At 57.4% G+C, this 18,064-nt stretch carries 11 protein-coding genes; 6 read left to right on the top strand and 5 right to left on the bottom strand.

The window, feature by feature from the left end:
- Nucleotides 1–49: 49 nt before the first annotated feature.
- A complete protein-coding gene (locus ACIX8_RS15400; RefSeq protein ID WP_014266288.1) occupies nt 50–2,431 on the top strand; it encodes a tetratricopeptide repeat protein in 2,382 nt (793 codons plus the stop codon).
- Nucleotides 2,432–2,545: 114 nt separating this feature from the next.
- Here the strand turns inward: ACIX8_RS15400 and ACIX8_RS15395 are convergent, their stop codons facing one another.
- On the bottom strand, nt 2,546–3,166 hold the full coding sequence (locus tag ACIX8_RS15395) for a response regulator (protein WP_014266287.1): 621 nt from the start codon (nt 3,164–3,166) through the stop codon (nt 2,546–2,548).
- Nucleotides 3,163–6,279 carry a sensor histidine kinase gene (locus ACIX8_RS15390; RefSeq protein ID WP_044176854.1) on the bottom strand — a complete coding sequence of 1,039 codons (3,117 nt, stop codon included), beginning with the start codon at nt 6,277–6,279 and terminating at the stop codon, nt 3,163–3,165. Before ACIX8_RS15390 ends, ACIX8_RS15395 begins: the two co-directional genes overlap by 4 nt.
- A gap of 112 nt (nt 6,280–6,391) precedes the next feature.
- On the opposite strand from ACIX8_RS15390, the gene ACIX8_RS15385 reads away from it, so the two are divergent.
- From ACIX8_RS15385 to ACIX8_RS15375, 3 genes are all read left to right on the top strand, one after another.
- Nucleotides 6,392–6,763, top strand: a complete 372-nt coding sequence (locus ACIX8_RS15385) for a hypothetical protein (protein WP_044176852.1) — start codon at nt 6,392–6,394, stop codon at nt 6,761–6,763.
- A 480-nt stretch (nt 6,764–7,243) separates the two neighbouring features.
- Entirely contained in the window at nt 7,244–11,032 is a 3,789-nt protein-coding gene (locus ACIX8_RS15380; protein ID WP_014266284.1) for an Ig-like domain repeat protein, read from the top strand.
- 382 nt (nt 11,033–11,414) lie between these two features.
- On the top strand, nt 11,415–13,115 hold the full coding sequence (locus ACIX8_RS15375) for a 30S ribosomal protein S1 (protein ID WP_014266283.1): 1,701 nt from the start codon (nt 11,415–11,417) through the stop codon (nt 13,113–13,115).
- Nucleotides 13,116–13,364: 249 nt separating this feature from the next.
- On the opposite strand, the gene ACIX8_RS15370 is transcribed toward ACIX8_RS15375, so the two are convergent.
- Entirely contained in the window at nt 13,365–14,249 is an 885-nt protein-coding gene (locus tag ACIX8_RS15370) for an aldo/keto reductase family oxidoreductase (RefSeq protein WP_014266282.1), read from the bottom strand.
- A gap of 77 nt (nt 14,250–14,326) precedes the next feature.
- On the opposite strand from ACIX8_RS15370, the gene ACIX8_RS15365 reads away from it, so the two are divergent.
- Nucleotides 14,327–14,968 carry a TetR/AcrR family transcriptional regulator gene (locus tag ACIX8_RS15365; RefSeq protein ID WP_014266281.1) on the top strand — a complete coding sequence of 214 codons (642 nt, stop codon included), beginning with the start codon at nt 14,327–14,329 and terminating at the stop codon, nt 14,966–14,968.
- On the opposite strand, the gene ACIX8_RS15360 is transcribed toward ACIX8_RS15365, so the two are convergent.
- Entirely contained in the window at nt 14,969–15,577 is a 609-nt protein-coding gene (locus ACIX8_RS15360; protein ID WP_044176849.1) for a polysaccharide deacetylase family protein, read from the bottom strand.
- A 390-nt stretch (nt 15,578–15,967) separates the two neighbouring features.
- Between ACIX8_RS15360 and ACIX8_RS15355 the strand changes: the two genes are divergently transcribed.
- A complete protein-coding gene (locus ACIX8_RS15355) occupies nt 15,968–16,999 on the top strand; it encodes a YihY/virulence factor BrkB family protein (protein WP_014266279.1) in 1,032 nt (343 codons plus the stop codon).
- Here ACIX8_RS15355 and ACIX8_RS15350 read toward each other — a convergent pair.
- Nucleotides 16,973–18,064, bottom strand: coding sequence for a pyridoxal phosphate-dependent aminotransferase (locus ACIX8_RS15350; protein WP_014266278.1), 1,092 nt, complete (start codon nt 18,062–18,064; stop codon nt 16,973–16,975). The two genes, ACIX8_RS15355 and ACIX8_RS15350, sit on opposite strands and share 27 nt — an antisense overlap.

The raw sequence follows: 18,064 nt of genomic DNA, 5'->3' as shown, positions 1-18,064 counted from the left end.
GTCAGGGCGCACCTCTCCACCTTTAACTGAGCTTCCGTGGAGGCTTTGCTTGAGCACCGCCGTTGGACTTATTTATCGGGTTAACCAAATAGAGGTTGATGTCTCCGGGAATTGTGTGCGCCGCGAGGGGGTCGACTATGTTCTGCGATACCAGACCTTCCACGTCCTGCTCTATCTTTTGCAGCAGGGAGGAAAGCTTGTCTCCAAGGAAGAACTAACAGCAGCGATCTGGTCTGACGCGGCGGTTACCGATAATGCCCTGACGCAATGTATTGCGGAGATCCGGAAGGCATTCGGGGATGACTCGCGGCATCCGAGCTACATCAAGACAATTTCAAAGGTCGGCTATCAGTTTGTCGCTCCTGTTGAAACCATAGAAGTCAGTCAAGCGCCAGACGCCTCCAAGCCGGAAATTACACCCGATGAAAGTCTCCCGGTAGCTAAGGCGGAAGACACGGCCTTGAAGCCGGCCGACGTTCCCGTAACCGGACAGACCGGCTCTCTTCTTGACAGACAAAAGGCGAGGCTAATCCTTCTCGGTTTGCTGATCCTTGTCTCATTGCTCGTCTGGAGAATTACAAAAGGCTTTCGAGGAGTGGACACCGCATCTCCTGGGATCTCCCCCTCGGCGGGACAGCAGCTTGCTGTCATGTACTTTGAGAATGAATCTCAGAATCGTGACTTCGACTGGCTGAGCCAGGGACTTGCAGACATGATGATCACGGACATGTCCCGATCGGGGGCGTTGCGTGTTCTGAGCCGGCAGCAGTTGGCGTCACTTCTGGAGGCCACGGATAAGTCTTTTGGGGGAAGCCGTGCGGACCCCATGCACATCGCGGAGACGGTGCATGCCACGAACTTCCTTACCGGCAGCTTCACCGCGCTTGCAGGGCATTTCCGCATTGACATCCAACTCCATGACTCCCATACCGGCCAGATCCTCTTTGCCGACCATAGCGTCTTCCAGGATTCGAGCGATATTTTGAGCCAGGTGGATGTCCTTGCGGCTCATCTGGAAACGAAGATGGCCCTGAATCCAGTAGGAAAACCGGATCTTGCGGCTGAGACTACCAAAAATGTAGAGGCCTATCAGTATTACTCCCTGGGGGTGGAAAAGGCACAGGAGTTTGAAAATGCCCAGGCACTCAATCTCCTGAAGCAAGCCATTGAGCTAGACCCTAATTTCGCCATGGCCTACGCAAGGATCGGTTATACCTACGCGATGGTTGACTTTGCCCCTGAGAAGGGACAGCCTTATTTGCAGAAAGCGCTGCAATTATCAGCTCGGCTCTCGGAGAAGGACAGGCTCTACGTTAATTCCTGGTATGCCATCTCCAAAGGCGATGTTAAAGAGGCAGAGCAAACTCTTACCAGGATTACCGAGCTCTATCCCCAGGAGACGGAGGCCTATTGGCGATTGGCGCGCCTGAGCCGAGCGGATGAACACCCGGCTGAAGGAATTGAAATCCTCAAGCGCGGTCTGGCCTACAGTCCAAACGATAAAAACCTGAATAACACCCTGGGATTTATATTGCTGTGCCTGCATCGTTACTCCGAGGCGATTGCCGCGGAGAAAAAATATGTGACGCTAGCTCCAGACGAGCCAAATCCTTACGACAGTCTGGGAATGGCCTATCAGCAGTCGGGCGACTACCCCAACGCCATTTTGCAGTTTAACAAGGCCCTCTCGCTGAATCCGCAGTTTGAGCCAGCTATTATCCATATGGGTGATGTGTATTACCAGACCGGCCAGTTCGATAAGGCCATCGAACTCTATCAACACTATATTCAGGTAACCCGTACGGAAGATGCACAGGCTCTGGGTTATGAGGATCTGGCGACGGTCTACCTCGCAATGAAAAAGATGCCTGAGGCCGAGCAGGCAGCAACGCTTGGATTGAAAAGTAATCCCAACGCGGTCTGGCCCTCTCTGGTGATTGCACTAAAGAAATCGGACTACAAGACTGAAAGTCATCTCGAGCAGATTCTCTTCAAAAATATTCCAACCCAGGAACGTGGCACGCCGGGCGATCAGCGGACGAAGTTTTACTACCTGGGCTATATCGATCTCCATAAGGGAAATACGCAACAGGCTCTTGCCGACTTTAAAACGGCGCTGGAGCATCTACCTCCCAGTTCAGGCATGGATATCTATGAGGATTGTCTCGCCAATGCCGAGTTGCAGCTTGGGCGATATGAAGAAGCTGCCGTTGAGTACAACAGAATCCTTAAGTTGAATCCGAATTACCCACAGACGAGAGAGCATCTTGCAGAGGCTGAAACTCATATAGCTCGTGTTGACGAAAAACAGCACGGCGTAAAAAACAGGACTTCAGACAGCGGCCGGGACTCCAGGCTGCTTAGCTCGTCGATGCCTTCCTTCCAATCCACGGCGGACCGCTTTGGTTCGGGGCCATCGTTACAGGATTAGAACAGCTCTCGGTGCTGTGGCTTGCTGGGTTAGGGGCTGGGGTCAGCAAAGAGCTACAAGGGGTCCAGCGAAGAGGGGATGAGTGTCGCCGGCCGGTTAATCTGAACGGCCAGGTCAATCCAGAATAAATCCTCGCTTCAGTGCAATGGTGACTGCGTGGGTACGGTCCTGTGCTCCAAGCTTAGAGAGGATGCTCTTCATATGGCCCTTTACCGTAGCTTCTGAGACCGCAAGCTGTTCCGCGACGAGCTTGTTGGAGTTTCCCGAAGCTACGCTGCGCAGCACCTCAATTTCGCGCTCGGAGAGTGCATCGTCAGCCAGATGTTCCACAAGGTCTGCTGCAATGACAGGTGGGATGATTCGTTTTCCCGCATGGACAGCGCGGATCGTGTCCAGCAGATCTTTTCGCAGCATATTTTTTAGCAGATATCCGGCGGCTCCAGCCTTGATCGCCCGCAGGGCCTGAACGTCTCCCTGATAAGTGGTCAATACAATAAAGCGAGCATTAGGAAATTCACTGCGTATGGCGATCATCGCATCGATACCGTTCATTCTGGGCATCTGAATATCCATGAGTGTCACATCCGGGTGGTGTAGCCGGAAGCTTTCGATGGCTTCCTGTCCATTGGTAGCTTCGCCTACCAATGCCATGTCAGGTTCTCCCTGGATGACAGCCGCGATGCCCTCGCGCAAAAGAGGGTGATCGTCCACGGTGAGCACTTTTATTGTTTTCATGATGATTCCTGTCCCGGATGTCCCATGATTCTTTGCTTGAATTCATGCCATCCAAACTTTTTCCGTGGCCGCTGGTAGGCCAGCTTGGCGGGGATGCTGAGGTCGATTTCGGTGCCGGCTCCTCCGTGGCTCCAGATGTTCAACTGTGCGCCGATTTTTTGAGCGCGCTCACGCATGCCGGACAATCCCCAATGGCCGGAGCGGCCACGTTTAAGGATCTCATTGTCCATGCCTTTTCCGTCATCGCGAATAATCAACCTTACCTTTAAATGGTCATAGGTGATCTCTATTTCAATCCGGTCAGCAAAGGCATGACGGAAGGCATTGGTCAAAGCCTCGCGGCCTATCTGGTAGACCTCGTTACTCGCGGCAGGGGTAAGCGGTTGGGGTGTGCCGATGATCGTCGCGCTGAATCGAGTGCTGCGGTCCAGTGCGAGTTCTTCGCCCCAGAGTGCCAGGTCGTTCCACAGGCCATCGCCGTTTATGCTCCCCTCGCGGAGGTCATGAACCCGTTGTCGTCCTTCTAACAACACCTTGTCCGCGCGGTCCAGAGCGCTCTCCATCATCTGCCGCGCTGGTCCTTCGCTGGGAATATTCTTCAGCACCGATTGGAAGCGCAGCATCAGGCCCTGAAACCCCTGCAGCAGGGTGTCGTGAAGTTCACGTGCGATCCGTTCGCGTTCCTCCAGGCGAGCCGCGAGCTGTTCCTGAAGGCGGCGCGTCACTCGTTTCAGATGAGCCAGGTAAAAGATGCAGAAGATGCTGCCGGCGGCTATCACGCAAAGAATATGAAACCACGAGGTTTGATAGAACGCGGGCACAATGAAGAAGGAGAGGGTCGCTCCACTCTCGTTCCACACTCCATCGTTATTACAGGCCAGTACCCGAAAGCGATAGTTGCCTGGGGAGAGATCGCTATAGAAGGCCTGTCGCCTGGTTCCTACCTCCTGCCAATCTTTATCGTGGCCATCCAACCGATAACGAAAGCGCATCTTTTGCGGAGCCACAAAACTCAACGCCGTGTAGTCAATCTCCAGGTCCCTGGTAAGTGGAGGAAGGCGCATGAGCCCTAGAGGGGAGTAATGCTTTCGATCCGCTATGATCTCTTCCACGTGTACCGGCGGAGGAACCGGATTCCTGATCAAATTGGAGGGATCGACCATCTGGAGAACGCTGCCATTGGCAAACCACAGAAGTCCATCTTTCGATCTCGCTGCCGGTTCATAGAAGGCATTTCCAGGCTGCGTGCCATCGAGCATATCGAAGAATTTGAACTGCACCGTGTTTGCCGGATGTTTCCACCATTGCTGTAGTTCTGATTGATCGATCTCAATCACACCACAGGAGGCATGCAGCCATAGGTTGCTGTGTTCATCCCCTACCATGCCGTTGATCCCCTCGCAGGGAAGACCGTTACGGGTTCCCAGAACGAACGTCCTTCCTTCTTTCCAGGCAAGGATCCCCGAACTGCTTGCTGCAAAGATGGATCCATCCGGATTGATAATCATCTGGCGCACGCGAGAGTTCATGGAGTGCGGGAAGTGAATCTTCTCCGCGTGGCCGTTCTGAAAACGTGCAAGGCCACCTTCTCTTACGCCTAACCACAGGTTGCCTTGAGCGTCGGCTGCCAGGGCACGAGTGGGATCAATATCCGAAAGCGAGATCTCTTTCTGGACCTTGAGGTCACGGATGATCGAGAGCCTTTTGTTCTGTACAGACTCGATCCAGAGATTCTGTTGGGGATCTTCTGTGATGTTGGAGACCGGCCCCAGGGAGGATCCATCCGGCCTGGATATTTTTTTGAAGTGGCCGCCCTGATAGAGCGTGAGATCGTTGTCGACTCCAACCCATAATCGATTCTTCTGGTCTTCGAAGATCGATCGTACCTGGTTTCCCGGCAGACCTTTGCCTTCGCGAATCGACGATACCTTCCCGTTCTTGATGGAGTCCAGGCCGCCGGCGTTGCCGATCCATACCGTTCCATCGTGGGAAGCCACCACGGAAGCAACATTGTCGGCTGTAAGTCCTTCGCGTGCTGACCAGGTGGTGACATTGATATCGTGGAAGCTGTCGACGCCTTGAGCTGTAACTACCCACATGGTGCCTTCTTGATCCTGAAAGAAGGTAGAGATGAAATCGCTGGAGAGACCATCGGTCCTGCGAAATTGATCGACCTTGCCGTTGTAGTAGTGATAGATTCCCTGGTCGGCGGTTCCAATCCACAGGGCGCCGTCGCGGTCGGAGAAGAGGTCCGTCACTTGTAACTTGCTGCCATCCAGTTGTGTCGATGGAAACGGAGCCCAGTTTCCATCGACCAGACGCTCCAGCCCCAGGCCATGGCCTGGTTCGTCCAGTCCCACCCACATGGAGCCGTCGGGCGAAGAGGCCAGCGCGTCGATACCAACGCCGCTGTTCGAGTCGAGTCCGGGAGGCGTGTAGAGCGAAGGAGAACCTCCTCTCCACCGAACCAGCAGATGGTCGGCTCCCATCCAGAGGTCGCCGCCTGTATCCATGATGAGCGATTCGCCGCCCGAGAGGCTGGCAGGGAGGCCGTTGGCCTGGTTGAAGCATTGCGCTTTGTCGTCAACGATCTGGCAGAGAGATCCCTGGGAATCGCCCGGTCCTCCGCGTGCCACCCAGATGTCTCCCTGCCGGTCTTCGACGATCGCGATGATCGGGCCGGAAATGCCGGAGATATGTACCAGCTTCTGGCCCTTCCAGCGAAACAAGCCGTCCCTGGTGCCAATCCAGAGACTTCCGTCGTGCGCTCCCCGAAGGGACCGGATATCATCTTGCGGCAGCCTTGTTCCGAGAGGCGAAGTCCAGGGCATGAATCGAACGCCGTCGAAGCGCAGCAACCCATTATGGGTTCCGAACCATAGATACCCATCGGTCGTCTGTGCCACCACGGTTGCTCGGCCTGTGAAGAACCCTTCCTGCATGCGCCAGGCGGTGTGCGAATACTGCGAGACGCTTCGATTAGGATTCAGCGCAAAGCCGGGCACGCACAAGAGCGCGGGCAGGAGGATGACTGTAAGCCGATAAGCAAACAGCGCGAGTCGATGCACGAATGTCTTCCGTGCAGGTCGCAGGGTGTCAGCTGATACAGGCATGCTAATTCGTATCTTATTCCAGAGCAGGGAAGAGCCGGTTTCCGGAAGGATAGAGGCCGGACCCTCCTGTTGGGGGTTGTTGAGTCGTGGAGGGGCAGCTAGTCTCGGAGTCGTGCAGAGACTGTTTTCCATGTTCCCGGCTGGAAGGGCAGGCGTTGCGCTTCTCCTTCTGCGGTTTGCCGCCGCTACGACCCTGATCGTAGATGGAACGGCGAACTGGGCATCGGTGACTTCGCTCTGGGTTCTGATTGTCTTTCTCTTGCCCGCGTTTTCCCTGATTGTCGGCCTGCTTACGCCTTACGGCTCGATGATCTGCTGCCTGATCCAGCTTGTGGTTCTGTTCAAAACCGGGGGCAGTAACGGCTTCCATCTCGCCATGTCGATTCTGAATGGCGGCACGGTCGCCTTACTGGGGCCGGGTGCCTACTCGATAGATGCGCGACTGTTCGGACGGCAGCTCCTGATCCTTCCATCCCGCAAGTAAGCCCGCGCTTTTGCCTTTCTGGTTGTCATTCCCGCAGGGAATCTGCTTTTGTCTTTGTTTTTGTTTCTGCTTTTGCTTTTCTAGCTTGTCATTCCGAGCGCAGCGAGCGAACCTGCTTCCTCCTGTCTTTAACTCGTGCTGGTACAAGCTAAATCTCTTGACACTACTTACTATGTGCGAGTAATCCGAACGAAGAACGGGAGACAGCAGGTTCGCTCGCTGCGCTCGGAATGACAAGCTAGAAAAGCAAAGACAAAAGCAGATTCTCTCCGGGAACGACAACCAGAAAAGCAAAGGCAATCCACTTCTCACCTATCCCAAAGAGCCATAGGAATTCAATCCCAATGGGGCTTTCGTCTTCGTGGAAGTTGGTGGAGACTTATCAGCAATTCGCAGTTCACTTCCATTCGATTCGTCCAGTTGTTCATCAGGTTCGTCCAGCTTTCGTATTCCATGCCTGCAAGGCCGGAGAAAGAAACCATGCCCCTGTTTGATGCACGTCGATTCTCTCAATCGTTGTTACGCCTCCTCTCGCTCGCTTTACTTACAACGGTCGCTGCGCATTCCGCGCAGGGCCAGGCCGCTCCCCAGATCACGCGCCAGGTGGATGTTGGAGCTGTCACTCCCCTGAAGGGCTCCGTGCATCCCCTGGTGCGCAAAGGCGCCGCCGCGGACCTTGGCGCTGTTCCCGACAGCACCCCGACCGGTCGCATCACGCTGCTGCTCAAGCGTCCCCAGGCGCAGGAGCAGGCTCTGCAACAGTTCCTGAGCGACGCGCACAGCAAAGGCTCGCCCAACTACCACAAGTGGTTGACCCCGGCTCAGTTCGGCCAGCAGTTTGGCCTGGCCGACTCCGACATGAACGCCGTCACGTCCTGGCTGGAGTCGCAGGGCTTGAAGGTGGAGAAGGTAAGCGCAGGAAAGAGCGCCATCCAGTTCTCCGGCACGGCAGGCCTGGTGGGGGCGGCGCTGAAGACCTCGCTCCACAAGTACTCCCTCAATGGGGAGATGCACCATGCGAACGCCACAGAGCTGCAGATTCCCGCAGCTCTGAGCTCGGTGATCGCTGCTGTCGGCCCATTGAACGATTTCCGCCCGAAGCCGCTCTCCCACCTGCTGGGCTCGGCCGAGTTCAATCCGCAAAACCATCAGCTCAAGCCCCAGTTCACGCTTTCGGTGGCAGGCTTTGATCTCGGTCTCGCGCCGGAAGATATCGCCACGCAATACGACATTCAGCCTGCCTACTCCCAGGGCATCACGGGTGCCGGTCAGACCATCGGAATCATCAACGACACCAACATCGACCTCAGCCTGGTCGCGGCTTATCGCAAGCTCTTCAAGCTCGATGCCAATCCCTCCAATCCGAACCTGCCGCAGGTCGTTATCGACGGCAACGACCCTGGAGTCAACGGGGACGCGGTGGAAGCGTATCTCGACGTGGAGCTTTCAGGAGCTATCGCTCCCCAGGCCACGGTTCGCCTATACACCGCAGCCGGTAACGACTACAGCGATGGACTCAGCCTCGCGGTTACACGCGCGGTAGAGGACGATGCTGCCAGCGTGCTTAGCCTCAGCTTCGGTGGCTGCGAGGCCTTCAACGTTCCTTTTGGCAACGTCTTCTACAACAGCGAATGGGAGCAGGCGGCGGCCCAGGGACAGACCGTGATGGTATCCAGCGGTGACGCGGGCTCCGCGGACTGCGACGTTGCAGGCTCCCAGTTTGCCGAGTTCGGCAGACAGGTCAACGCACTCGGCTCTACGCCCTGGAACATCTCGGTTGGCGGCACCGACTTCTACTATCCCGGCGGCTTGAATACCATCTTCAACTTCTGGAGCCAGACCAACGACAACAAGAATGGTTCTCTGCTTCAGCCGCTCCCTGAGCAGCCCTGGGACAACAGTATCTACGGCAAGAACCTGGGAAACCTCGATGAGGTCGTAGGCGGCGGGGGAGGCCAGAGCGCCTGTGCGATTCCCGGCGCGGGCACTGACCCACTGACCGGCATCGTGCTGGAGAACTCGAATGGTGGAACGACAACCCTGGATTGCGCGCAATACGCGGGTTATCCTAAGCCCGCCTGGCAGACCGGTCCCGGCGTTCCTGCCGATGGTGTCCGCGACCTGCCGGATATCTCGATGTTCGCTGCTAATGGCGATAACGGAAGCTCCTATGTCACCTGCGAGGCGCCTGGAGATTGTTCCGGGGATGTTCCTGGAACCACTCAGCTTCAGGTCACCCAGATCGGCGGAACCTCTGCCTCTACTCCGGTGTTTGCAGGCGTAATGGCTCTGGTGAACCAGAAGTATGGACCACAGGGACAGGCCAACACGGTGCTCTATCCTTTGGCACAGCGGGTGCCGGCTGTCTTCCACGACATTACGGTAGGCAGCAACAACGTGCCTTGCAGCCCCACTACGGCTCTCTCCATTGAGTGCGTTCCCGATGCTACGGGAGGGACCTCTTCGATCGGCGGCTGGAGTGCTACACCCGGCTACGATCTGGCCAGCGGTCTTGGTTCGGTAGACGTCAGCAAGCTGATCTCCAATTGGGGCGCGGTCAGCTTCCAGGGGACTCGCACGACCCTCAGCGCCTCGACCAGGACCTTCGTTCATGGTCAGTCCATCAATCTGAACGCGAGTGTCCTCGGCAGTAACGGCATCCCGACCGGTAACGTCGCGCTGGTCACCACCCTCCCTCAATACGCCTCCACCGGTCTTGGCACCATCGCTCTCAATGCAGAGGGCCATGGAACTCTGACCACCAACCAGCTTCCGGGCGGCACGTATTCGCTCACCGCGCAGTATGCCGGCGATGTGAGATACAGTGCTAGCCAGTCGCAGCCCGTCTCGTTTTCCATCAGCCCGGAAAAGAGTGTCCTGCGTCCCACGACCCATGCCGAGACCCTCACGTACCCGAATGGCGTGCCCACAGTGACCGATCTTGGCCCGATCAAGAATGGAGCGACCTACCCTTACGGCACTGTCTTCTTCGTCGACCTGCAGGTCGCGGGCTCGAGAGAATCAGCCAGCACGGTCGGTACACCGGCCACGGGCTCAACCACACTCTTCGATCATGGGATTCCGATCTCGACCAACCCCCTCGATGTGACCGGTTCCAGCTCGTATTCGAACCTCGCACTCCCGATTGGCCAGCACAGCTTGCAATACGTCTACAGCGGCGATTCGAGCTATCTGCCGACCGCGCAGAGTTCGGCGGGTCCGCTCAGCTTCACCGTCGTCAGGGCTCCCAGCATCATCACACCTAATCTGACGGCTCCAGTCTCGATCATGGTTGGCGGCAATATTGTGTTTGAGGTTCAGGTCAGCGGAACCGGCGGGGGAGTAGCGCCCACCGGACAGGTGACCTTCACTATGGGCAATCTGCCTCCGCAGGTTGTGACTTTGAGGCCCCAGATCGGTGGCGGCTTCGAGCAGGGCAGCGGAGTCGCTTACGCCGCAGCCTACTTCGCGAATATTCCCGCCGGCAGCTATACGATCAAAGCCTCTTATCCTGGCGACCAGAACTGGGGACCTTCTGTCTCCGCAGGGGAAGACCTTACGGCCGCGGGTGTCAGTCCGCTGCTGCCATCCTTCCCCAGGATTACGGTTTCGTCCACGGGAACTGGCCCGATTCAGCCCTCGACGCCTTTGACTGCGACGGTCACCGTCTCCGGCGGCTCAGGGGCTACCATCGCACCGACGGGGGAGTTCGCTCTGGTAGATGAGGGAACTCTGATCGGGGTGGGGACTTTGGTTCCTTCTTCGAGCGGTGCCACGGCCACAGGGCAGGTCAGCTTCCGCGGGGCTTCTCTCTATGGTGGTGTCAATGAGCTGTGGGTGCTGTACATAGGAGATGCCAACTATCAGGATGCCTTCTCTCCGTTGACTACCTACACCGAAAACGGAAATGACTTTACGCTGATCGCAACCACGCAGAACGTCAACATCCGTTCCGGCGAGTCTGGAGTAGCGTTCCTGGAACTGCAGGGGCTCAACAACTTCAGCGGTGGAGTCAATCTCAGTTGCAAGGTGACCGGTGGCCCAAGTGGGAACAAGGAGCTGCCGAGCTGCCTGGTTCCTCCTACAGCGATCGTTCAGACTACTCGTCCTTCCACTTCGATTGTGCTGCTCAATACGGAAGTGTTCGGTCGGCACTCTTCCGCCATTCCCGCTGGAACCTATACAGCGGTCATTACCGGGACGACAGGCGCGGCAACGCATGACGTCTCAGTACCGATCGTCGTACAGGGAGATTCTTTCCGACGGTAGAGCAGTATGGCTGAAGGTATACCCGAGGGCATGAATCTCAAGGTCGTTTTTCTCAACAAAAACGACACTCCTCTCCGTCTTCCGGGGGATAGTATCAGCAATACTGCTCTAACCGTGTGGGCGGGACGCGTTGAATCTGACGCGTCCCGCTGCACGCATCGCTTTTGTTTTAGGTTTCCCCATAAAATCGTCATCCTGAGCGAAGCGTCCCAGCTTTTGGGGACGCGCAGTCGAAGGACCCCGAGGGTTGCAGTCTTCCCCATGCCCCTTCGGACCTTTTCTACCCCAAGCGCTCGAGCCTGAATGTTCATGGGGGAAAGGTCTCAACAGCAAGGGGCCGACGACCCATTCGTGGTTCGTGACAAAATAAAGCCAGACCATCATGCCTAACGAAATTACCCCTACCTCCTTGCCTCCCGTCGAAAACACAACCGAATCGTCCACTGAGTCGTTTGGCGATTTGCTCGCGCAGTTCGAGCACAGCCATTCCCATAAAACAGAAGACGGCGCGAAGCAGCTGGAAGGCATCGTGGTTACGGTCGATGCAGAGTCTGTGTATCTGGACATCGGCTTCAAGACCGAGGGAATCCTGCCGCGAACCGCCTTTGAGAACAACGCCGAAGGCCTGGCTGCAGGAAGCAAGTTCCCGGTCTCGGTAAAGGGCCGCAATCCGGAGGGCTACTACGAGCTCTCCCGCATTCACGTGGCTCAGCCCAAGGACTGGTCCTCGCTGGAGGAGGCCTTTGCGCAGAAGGCCGCGGTCTCAGGCGTCGTGACGGCAGTCGTGAAGGGCGGCCTTACGGTCGATATCGGCATGCGTGCGTTTATGCCGGCCTCTCGCAGCGGTGTGCGCGATGCCGCCGAGATGGAAAAGCTCGTCGGCCAGGAGATCACCTGCCGCATCATCAAGCTGGATACGGAGGAGGAAGACGTCGTCGTCGACCGGCGCGTCCTCGTGGAGGAGCAGGCTCGCGTGCTCGAACAGAGCCGCTATGCCGAGCTCAAGGAAGGCGATATCGTCAGCGGACAGGTTCGCAGCCTCGCGAGCTACGGCGCGTTTGTCGATCTCGGCGGCATCGACGGCCTGCTGCACATCAGCGATATCTCCTGGAGCCGTGTAGGCACGCCGGAGGATGTTCTGACTGTCGGCCAGCAGCTTCAGCTCAAGGTCCTCAAGGTCGAGCCGGAGAGCAAGCGTATCTCGCTTGGCCTGAAACAGCTCGAGGCAGAGCCCTGGGAGGCTGTGGGCGAGAAGTACAAGGAAGGCCAGCGCATCACCGGCTCGGTCACACGGCTGATGGACTTCGGCGCGTTCGTCGAGCTGGAGCCGGGCATCGAAGGCCTCATCCATGTCTCGGAGATGTCGTGGGTCCAGAAGGTGCGGAAGCCCAGCGACCTGCTCAAGTCAGGCGACACGGTCGATGCGATGGTGCTCTCCGTGAGCCCGGCCGAACGCCGCATCTCTCTCGGCCTGAAGCAGGCACTCGGAGACCCCTGGGCAGAAGTGCCGAAGAAGTTCCCTGTGGGCGCGGCTATCGAAGGCCCTGTCACGCGCCTGATGAAGTTCGGCGCCTTCGTGGAGCTGGCGGAGGGCGTCGAGGGCCTGGTTCACATCAGCGAGATCAGCGCGGACAAACGTATCAACCATCCGCAGGATGTCCTGCGGGTCGGAGAGGTCGTCAAGGCCCAGGTGATCGGCCTCGACCCCGAGAAGCGGCAGCTCCGGCTCAGCATGAAGCAGTTGATTCCTACGGGCTTCGCAGAGTACATGGAAGAGCACAAGGTGGGCGATGTGGTCTCCGGCCGTGTCGTGGAGCAGTCGGCGGATTCGGCCATCGTCGAGCTTGGCGATGGGATTCGCGTCACCTGCCTGAAGTCTGCCAAGGCGGCAGTTGAGGCCAAGAGCGACAGCGGTGCAGCCCTGGACCTGTCGTCCCTGACCTCCATGCTGAATGCCCGCTGGAAAACGGGTGCGCCTGCGGCAGGCAGTCAGCCGGAGCCGTTCGGCGTCGGCCAGGTTCGCAGCTTCCGGCTGGTAAAGCTCGATCCAGAGGCGCAGCAGATCGAAGTAGAACTGGCTTAAGCGCTACCTCGAATCTCTCATTCCAGGTAGCTCCGTCTGCGTAGATCTGCTGAGTCGCGAACCGGAAGGGCATGGCTTCAGCCATGCCACAAAAGGTCGAACTGAAGGTTCATACCTCTCTGCCCTGAGCGTAGTCGAAGGGCTGGAGTGAAGGCGCAGCCGAAACGACTATATTGCCTTCTTACGTGCAGCCACCGCAATCAAAGGGATTGCGGTGGCTGTATCCCCGGCCTCTGCGCCCGTGCCGAATTACTGACCGGCAGCCCCACCAATCGAATCAAGCTTCGCAATCACCTCAGGCGGCAGCTGAAGCTTCTCCGCAGCCATATTCTCGCGAAGATGTTCGAGAGAAGAAGTCCCGGGGATCAGCAGGATATTGGACGAACGCTGCAGAAGCCAGGCGAGCGCAACCTGCATCGGAGTAGCCTGCAACGAGGCCGCCGCGGCATCGAGCACCCCCGACTGTAGGGGCGTAAATCCTCCCAGCGGAAAGAACGGCACATAAGCGATACCCCGTGCGGCGAGGTCCTCGATGAAGCGGTCGTCGCTCCGGTTGGCCACGTTGTAGAAGTTCTGCACACAAACGATCTCCGTGATCGTCTCAGCCTCTTTGAGCTGCGCTGGAGAGACATTGCTGAGACCGAGATGGCGAATGAGCCCCTGTTGTTTGAGCTCAGCCAGGACCGTCAACGGCTCTGCGATCGATCCCTCCGTAGGGGCCGCGAGTCCTCCCACCCGAAGATTGACGACATCCAGCCTGTCGACACCGAGGTTGCGGAGATTATCGTGGACGGCATCGATCAACTCCTGGCGCGAGAGCGCATGGGGCCACGATTTGTCCTCAGCCCGGCGAGCACCGACTTTGGTAACGAGGACAAGGCCGTTCCGATAGGGGTGCAGCGCCTGCTTGATGATCTGGTTTACGACATGGGGACCATAGAAGTCGCTGGTGTCGATGTGATTGACTCCAAGCTCGAGGGACTCTCGTAGAACAGAGACGGCAACATTGACATCGCGTGGCGGTCCCCAGACCTGCGGTCCGGCGAGTTGCATAGCTCCATAACCCATTCGATTCACGGTCATCGAAGTGCCTGGAAGCGTGAAGCTGGCATTGAGATCTCTAGAATTCGTCATTCTGTTTTCCTCTTGACTGTTTGTTAGTGCTCTTACCTGTGGTTAGATGAAGAAAGCTTCAGGTTAGGAGTTCGCATTTGCCGCAAAGCTTGAAATCCCCCTTATCTCCCCGAAAAGCGCCGGTTCAGGCGCGTTCAATCGCCAGTGTAGACGCGATTCTCGAAGCGACCATTCAGGTTTTGCTTAGCGTGGGAAAGGAACGGCTGACCACGACAAAAGTAGCGCAGCGGGCGGGGGTATCGGTTGGAACCTTGTATCAGTACTTTCCCAATAAGAGTGCTCTCTTACAGGCTGCGCTGAAGCGTCATCTGGACGAAGTCCACAACATTATCGTTCGTACCTGCCGAGAGCAGGAGGGCCAAACGCTCGCACAGATGGCTACCGTTCTTATCACTGCTTTCCTTCGGGCCAAGATGAAAGATGTGAAGACGAGTGTCGCTCTCTACTCCGTGAGCTCCGATGTGGATGGAGCGAAGATCGTGCAACAGTCGGGCAATCGCTCGAATAAAGCGATTGCTGGAATGCTGGCAAGCTCCTCCGATCCACTGGCGACCGACCCACAGCTCGCAGCTTCGATGCTTCAAGGGGCGATGGTTGGAGTTAGCCGCAGGCTGCTGGAATCTCCTTCTCCGGATAAGCAGTTTGAGCCTTTGTTGAAAGAGCTTATCTTTCTCGCCTGCGCCTATCTGAAAGCCTGTTCTGCACGACTATCTGTCTAATCAGTGGTTCTTAGCCGCCGAGGTCTGTGAGGCGGCGTGGGCCGCAACGACCAAAGACAAGAGGGTCGGAGAAATCCCAAGGCGTTGTGCGGAGGGAATATCCAGCACGACCTGTTCTCCGCAGAGTGCAGAGCTTATGTGGGAGAGACCGTCTGCCTCTGCCACGATGGCTCCCTGATCGGCATCCGGCCAAAGGATAAACGACAGATTCTTTTCGCGATAAACATCTTTGCAGTCGTCGTCGGCCTGTTCCAGTGCAAGCTGTTGCAGTGGAGGCCAGATTACTGAGGATGAATGCGAAGTATCTTCTGCCTTGTACCCTATGCTGGAGCCGGGGAGCATGGTGAGCCAGTCGATCGCCGCACCTGTGGTGACGTCATAAACCAGCGCCTCATCGTTGTTTTCGGGATGCGCCCCTCCGCAAAAATAGGCGTCCGAAACTAATACGCTCAGATAACGAGGACCGCGCATGGAAACCGATAGCTTGTGCTCATAGTCGAAAGCACTGTCGTCCGGGTGCATCTTCCTTGCACCGGTCTTGCACTCGTGAAGCCCTTTGCGCATATCGGAATCGAGGCGATCGAATTTTGTGTTGAGCGTCGCCGCCATAGGGGGCGATACGTTCTCGTTAGGAACAACGCGCGGAAAGGAGTCTACGTTCTCACCAATTGCAGGTAGGAGCCGAAGCTTCACGTGTCCGGTTGCGGTCGATGTAGTCGTGGTTTGGGCGCCTGCCGATGGTTGGACGGCAGGTTGAGCCGCGACTTTTGCGGCAGGGGAAGAAGGTGTCCTGGAACAAGAGGTTAGCAGTGCCATCAGCATTCCTGCCATTGCGACCTTCCGGAATTCGCTGGAGTGCATCTCCTGATCTTCCTCTCAAGCTAGGCTATCTCATCGGTTGGGCGATGGGCCTTGCTTACGCTTGCGATAAAACTGCGGACGCCTTGGACGTCAAAGTCTTTCAGTGCATCTCATGGGAGGGACGCTGGGAGAACTCGAGTGCGCGTCACAGACCATACACTTACGGCGACCGATCCTCTGGCCCAGCGAATCTGGGATCAGGTCGCGCGGTCGCCGCTGCGCAGCCTGTGGAACTTTGAAGGTGCAAGCCCGAAGCTCGTGTGGAAGCGTACCTTCCAGGCGATGATGAGCGACAACCTGCTCTCCAGGGCGGCCGAGATGGGATATTACTTCCTCTTTGCGTTGTTCCCAACGCTGGTTTGCGCGAGCTCGATCCTGGGACTTGCGGCGCGGCAGGCATCGCGCATCTACGACAGCCTGTTGCACTATCTCGCGCTGGTCGTGCCGGGATCGGCGTACAACATGGTCATCGAGACCTTCAACCAAACGGCTGCCGCGGCAACGGGCGGCAAGATTACGCTGGGGCTGGTAGCCGCCTTGTGGTCGGCGTCGGTAGGATTCGCTGCGATTCAGGACGGCATGAACACGGTGTACAAGGTGCGCGAGTCGCGGCCTTACTGGAAGGCGCGCGGCGCGGCGATCCTCGTTACGATGCTGCTCTCGGTGATGGTGACGGCAAACCTTGGCGTGCTGCTGGGCGGAGACCTGATTGCGAAGTTGGTCTACGTGCGCATCTGGCATCATGCCCTGGCAACGACGACGGCTATCGTCGTTCATCTTGTGCAGTGGGTTGTGGCCAGTGGTCTGCTGTTGTTGCAGTTCAGCACGATCTATTACTTTGCGCCCGATCTGAAGGCCAAGCGCTGGCACTGGATCACTCCCGGAGCCGCCATCGGAATCTCTGGCTGGGTGCTGGCCTCACTGGGACTGCGAGTGTATCTGCACTTCTTCGATAACTTCAGCCTCACGTACGGATCACTGGGCGCCGTCATCATCCTGTTGACGTGGTTCTACATCACCGGGCTCATGCTGTTGCTGGGCGCGGAGATAAACAGCGAGATTCAAGCGGCAGTGATCGAGAAGCAATTGAAGGCAGCCGGTGTGATTCCGCCGGAGGTGGTCGCGGAGCCCCCTGTGAGAGATCTACCGGGTTCCGGCGAAGTACGATAACGATTTCGATATCGCCGTCGAGAGACGAGCATTCTCTTCCTGCGTTCGGACGCCAACGCGGAAGTGTCCGGCAGGAAGGGCCTCGTAGTTCGCGCAGGCGCGCAGGACGATCTGGTGAGCAACGATCATGTGTTGCCAGAAACGATCCGGATCGATGGTTGCGGGCAGCCGAAAGAGGAGGAAGTTCGCCGCCGAGGGATAGACGAGTAGTCCAAGCTGTTCCAAGTCGTTTTGCAGTGTGGTTCTACGCTCAGCGTTTTCAGCCCTCGAACGAACAGCATAGGGCTGGTCACCCAGTGCTGCGCTTACAGCGCGAGAGGCGAGGGTGGTGATGGGCCAGGGCGGCAGGCTCTCGCTGAGGGATGAAGCCAGTTCGTGATTGCTGACGGCGTAGGCCACGCGCAGGCCGGGGATGCCGTGGAACTTCGTGACGGAACGAAAGACGATCAGGTTAGCGAAACGATCGACCGCTGTTGTGAGCGAATGCTCCGGGACGTAGTCGATGAAGGCTTCGTCGAGGAATACGTAGGTGTTTGTTTCAGCAGCCCTCGTGACTAGAGTTTGCAGCGTCTCAGCAGAGTGACAGACGCCCGAAGGATTCTGCGGATTCGCAAGGAGGATGGCGTCGTGCTGTCCGGCAGTCAGTGCTGCGGGATCATAGCTGAATTTCGATTGAGTGTTTAGCTCATGGAGGCACACCTCAACGCCTGCACGCTCAAGCGTTCTGCGATATTCGACGAAACCCGGGACCGGAAGCAGGCAGCGACGAATCTTCAGAGTTCGCAGGGCTGCTTCGAGCAGGGAGACGAAGCCGTTGGCGACGGCGATGTTTTCAGGGGCGACTCCCGAGTATTGAGAGATCGACTGTTTAAGCTCGAGCTCCTGCAGATCGGGATAGTCCGTCAGCGTCGATAGATCGTCGAGGCTCGTGCGCAGCGTTGATAACACGGCAGGTGGTGGGCCCGCCGGATTGATGTTGGCGCTGAAGTCCAGAAGCTGCGACGGGGCGATGCCAAATCGTTCGGCGATCTGCCGGAGTTGACCGCCATGCAGAGGGTAGGTCAT

This window comes from Granulicella mallensis MP5ACTX8, assembly GCF_000178955.2.
GTDB lineage: Bacteria > Acidobacteriota > Terriglobia > Terriglobales > Acidobacteriaceae > Granulicella > Granulicella mallensis.
The sequence above is the reverse complement of the archived record's forward strand: the minus strand, read 5'-3'. Positions and strand labels throughout refer to the sequence as shown.